At 41.2% G+C, this 4,278-nt stretch carries 7 protein-coding genes; 3 read left to right on the plus strand and 4 right to left on the minus strand.

What is annotated here, in order from left to right; all coding sequences use genetic code 11:
* Positions 1–165 precede the first annotated feature (165 nt).
* A complete protein-coding gene (locus tag NTV63_01840; protein ID MCX6709677.1) occupies positions 166–1,125 on the plus strand; it encodes an FAD-dependent oxidoreductase in 960 nt (319 codons plus the stop codon).
* Positions 1,126–1,533 (plus strand): hypothetical protein, encoded by a 408-nt coding sequence (locus NTV63_01845; GenBank protein MCX6709678.1) that lies wholly within the window; start codon positions 1,126–1,128, stop codon positions 1,531–1,533. It begins immediately after the preceding gene.
* A gap of 28 nt (positions 1,534–1,561) precedes the next feature.
* Here the strand turns inward: NTV63_01845 and NTV63_01850 are convergent, their stop codons facing one another.
* Entirely contained in the window at positions 1,562–1,807 is a 246-nt protein-coding gene (locus NTV63_01850; protein ID MCX6709679.1) for a hypothetical protein, read from the minus strand.
* Positions 1,808–1,827: 20 nt separating this feature from the next.
* A complete protein-coding gene (locus tag NTV63_01855; GenBank protein MCX6709680.1) occupies positions 1,828–2,196 on the minus strand; it encodes a hypothetical protein in 369 nt (122 codons plus the stop codon).
* Positions 2,197–2,305: 109 nt separating this feature from the next.
* Here NTV63_01855 and NTV63_01860 point away from each other — a divergent pair, with 109 nt between their 5' ends.
* The gene (locus tag NTV63_01860) at positions 2,306–3,391 is read left to right on the plus strand and encodes a 50S ribosome-binding GTPase (GenBank protein ID MCX6709681.1); all 1,086 of its coding nucleotides are present in this window, start codon (positions 2,306–2,308) and stop codon (positions 3,389–3,391) included.
* Here the strand turns inward: NTV63_01860 and NTV63_01865 are convergent.
* Both NTV63_01865 and NTV63_01870 read right to left on the minus strand, forming a co-directional pair.
* Positions 3,388–3,672 (minus strand): HNH endonuclease, encoded by a 285-nt coding sequence (locus NTV63_01865; GenBank protein MCX6709682.1) that lies wholly within the window; start codon positions 3,670–3,672, stop codon positions 3,388–3,390. The two genes, NTV63_01860 and NTV63_01865, sit on opposite strands and share 4 nt — an antisense overlap.
* 225 nt (positions 3,673–3,897) lie before the next feature.
* On the minus strand, positions 3,898–4,278 hold a 381-nt coding region (locus tag NTV63_01870), incomplete at its 5' end, for a 50S ribosomal protein L16 (protein MCX6709683.1).

The raw sequence follows: 4,278 nt of genomic DNA on the forward strand, positions 1-4,278 counted from the left end.
ATGAATTGGTTTAGAATTAACTTCTTTTTTCTTCACATTACATATCTCCACATTAAAGTATATAAATCTTCTTTCTGTGTAAAAAGTCGGGGCTTTTAAAGACTTTCTACACAAAGCCAAATTATACAAAAAATTTTTAAATAAGCGCTTATGATTGTAAAAGCCATGGAAAGCATAATACAAAAAATTTTCAAAAGAGGCGGTTCAGAAGAGGCAGGCAGTGATATCTATGACATGATAATAATAGGGGCAGGGCCTGCTGCATTCTCAGCAGCAATATACTCGGCAAGATACAAATTAAAGACGATAATTCTCGGAAAGGAAATCGGGGGAATGATTTCCGAAGCGCCATTGGTGGAAAACTATCCCGGCTTTGAGTCAATAAGGGGGTTTGAGCTCATGCAGAAGTTCAAAGCCCACGCGGAGAAATTCGGGATTGAAATCAGGCAGACAGAGATAGTCGACTTAAAGAAGGGATTCACCCTTTTCATAGTAACAGACCACGAAAACAACAAATACAAGGCAAAAACCATAATCTTTGCAACAGGAACTGAGAAGAGAAAGCTCAATATTCCCGGCGAAGAGGAGTTCTCAGGAAAGGGCATAAGCTACTGCGCAACATGCGATGCCCCATTCTACAAGGACAAGGTTGTGTGCGTAGTTGGAGGAAATGAATCTTCTGTGAAATACGCAATAAAGCTTGCGGAATATGCCTCAAAGGCATACATAATATACCGGGGCGCAGAGGTAAGGGCAGAGCCTGCCCTGATTGAATCAGTCAGAGGCAATGAGAAAATAGAGATAATCACAAACGCAATCCCAACTGAAATAAAAGGAACTGAAAAGGTTGAAAGCATAATCCTTGACAATGGAAATGAGATAAAGACAGACGGGGTTTTCATTGCAATTGGGGGGATTCCATCAAGCATTGTTGCAAAGCAGCTTGGTGTTGATGTTGATGAGAGCGGGCAGATAAAGGTTAATGACGCCCAGGCAACAAACATCAGGGGCATATTTGCTGCAGGCGATGTTACAAACTCGCGGCTTAAGCAGGTTGTTACTGCTGTCGCAGCAGGCGCAGTTGCAGCTGACTCGGCATTCAGGCTCATCAAGGAGAAGCAGTAAATGGCAAAAAATGAATATTCGGACTCTGAAATAATTGTTGTGGAAAAGGCATGCCCGGTCTGCGGCTCTGATGTGAAGGGAAACGAAAAGATGAGGTTCTACTGCAAAAGATGCAACATCCTCTTTGAACGGGGAGAGCTTTCTTCAGGAAAAGAAAGGAATGATGAAGCAGAAGAAAAAACGAAAAGAACAGAAAAGCGCAATGTGCCTGAGAAGGCAAAAGAAGAAGTAAAGATGGAAGAAGAGGAAGAAATATTCATAACATCTGCAAAAGCGAAAAGATACCATGTGAAAAACTGCCCCTTTGCCGGGAAGATAGCAGAGGATAAAAGGATAATTTTCAGAAGCAAGGAAGACGCAAAAAATCAGGGCTATAAGCCGTGCCCCTGCACAAAGAAAAAATCATAAAACTTGTTTTTCTAATATTTTGATATCATCAAAGCCTTGCCTGGTGCTCCCCGTCGCTCTCTACCCCGTAAATGTCAAATACAGTTTTGACAATTGCCGCAACAGAGAAAATTAGAACAATTGCATTCTCGCCAGGGATTCCCAGCGCAAAAAAAGAGCTTTCCCTTCCAAGGTAGATGTTCCTGAGAGAGAGGAAGAATATTGCTGCGAATAACAGAAGCAGGAAAAGCAGAAGCTTTAGTGTCTTTTTCTTGTAATGCTGAATTTTTTCCACCCCCAAAAAAATCTGAATCCTTAAAGCGCAAGGGTAATCCTGTTGATTGCAGAGATTGTCTGAAGGTAAATCCCCGCCTTGTTCTTGTCAAGCTTTGAAACCCTCATAAGTATGTCGCTTATCAGCCCCAACAACTTTTCCTTGGCAAGGTCCTTGTCCTCCACAACAATATCTATTGTTCCTGTTTCCTTGTCATAGTTAGCCCTTTCCTCAAGCTCAATCACCGTCCTTATGATTGCAGGAACTGCATTCCTTTCAACGACAAGGTTTTTTGTGAAGGAATGGCTTCCCATCTGGTCCTCATAGAACACCTCAAAATTCGCGGTATTCTTCGGAGGGATAAAGCCGCGGACATTGACCTTCTTTATCTTAACAAACATAAGCTTCATCTAAACACCTTAGAGATTGCTATTAACTTTCCAATATTTAAGTTTAACCATTTGGAAATAAGTAAATTTAATAGGAAAAGATATAAAGAGCAGGGAAACTTCTGATAATGTGAGAAGAAAAAAACCAGTCCTGATTTTCAGGAAGAATGTGAATGTGGAGCGGGCAGATTTCTACATAGACAGCACTTTCAAGATAGGAAGGGAAAACCTCAAGAAGTTTCTTGAAATCCAGAGGAAGACAAAAAAGCACTACATCGGGAAGAGGACAAAAGGGCAGAAGGAAAGGCAGTCATATTCTGAATCTGAATCTGAAAAAAACCTTAATTCAGGAAGGATAACTGCAATGGCAGAATGGCTTTCCCGGCAGATGGAAAAGATAACTGAGGCGTTCCCTGAGACAGGAAGCGTCTCTGACTTCTACCGCGAGCTTATCTCATGCACTGTCGGGACAGCTGAGCTGAAGAAGGCGCTTGCGGCAGTAAACTGGTGCGGGAACAGGATAAATTCAGTTGCAGCAGGCTGCAGGAAGAGAATCTCAGAGGCAAGAGATTCCTCTGAGATAATCAGGATATCAAGGGAATTTGACGGAAGGTTCTCCTCATTTCTTAAGCAGATAAATCCTCAGTTTGAATTCCTGATATACTCATCAACTGAGATGAAGAATTACCCGACAATAAAGGACATGTTCGGGGTTGCAATAGCAGGCTTCCCAAATGTCGGAAAGACAACACTCCTTTCAAAAATCACAAAGTCATCCCCTGAAATCAAGAATTATGCGTTCACGACAAAATCAATAATGCTCGGCTACATGAGCGCATTTGATTATTACGGCGCTCAGGATGATATACAGATAATGGACACTCCCGGAACACTAAGCAGGCTTGAAAAAATGAATGATATTGAAAAGCAGGCGTATATTGCAATGAGGTATGCCTCAAACATGATAATCTATGTGTTTGACCCTTCTGAAACATACACTCTTGAGGTTCAGGAAAAGCTCTTTTCAGAGATAGAATCGTTCGGAAAGCAGGTTTACATATACATCAGCAAGACAGACATCAAAAACAGCGCAGTGGCCAAGAACACTCTTGAGATAGAAAAAAGGCACAAGAGCGAAAAAGACCCTGAAAAAATCAAGGAGCTGATAAGAGGGAAGGCAATTGCATACTACAAGAGCAAGATGAGAGATGCCTAGTAAGAAGTGATTTTCCTGTTTCTTTGAGCCCTGAGTTTTTCCCTGACAAGCTCAACTTCCCTGCTGCACTTCGGACAAAGCATCATCACATTTGTGAAATTCTCCTGCCCGCCTGACGCAAGAGGGATTAAATGGAAGAAATTGCAGTCCTTGAGCTTGACATGCTCCCTGCAGTTTCTGCATGAAAAATAAATTTTTGAGCTCTTGCCGCAGAATTCGCATCTTACAAGTGCATTCTCAAGAAAATCCAGGATTACCGCGCGCTTGACTGGCTTGCTCATTTCATGATGATTAAGGGAAAGCTGCTTAAATCTTTTTCTAAATCAAAGAGGATAATTAAGATTAGATTATGATTTAAGAAAAAAATGATTGATTATTCCAATATTATGAAGAGAAATTAAAAAAAGATTAAAGAGAGATTAAAGAAAGATTAAAGAAAAATAATTGAATAATGAAATCTTTAAGATTAAATCCTTAAAAAAAGATAATTAAAAAAAATCCTTGGCTCACTTCTGCTTTGGAGCAACCTTTTCAATCTTTATCTGGTATTGAAGGGGAAGCTTGTAGGATGCCTCTTTCAGCGCCTTTTTTGCAACAGCAAGGTTTGCCTCATTAACGCATGCCTCAAAAACAACCTTTCCCTGCTTGATTCTTGCTGCAACACCTATTGGCTTTCCGAAAGGAGCTGCCATTCCTGTGCTTGTTCTGTCTGCTCCTGCTCCGCTTGCCATTGATTTTTCCCTGAGAATCTGATGGGGATAAGTCCTTATCATAAGCCGGAAATTGGATTTCCCGAGCTTTTCAAGAATCCTGTTGCTTATCTGCCTTGCAGATTCAAGCGCTTCCTGCCTTATCTGAAGGGATGATTTGGCAATCAGGCTCAGTTT

It is taken from the genome of Candidatus Woesearchaeota archaeon (assembly GCA_026394965.1).
Classification (GTDB): Archaea; Nanobdellota; Nanobdellia; order Woesearchaeales; family 0-14-0-80-44-23; genus JAPLZQ01.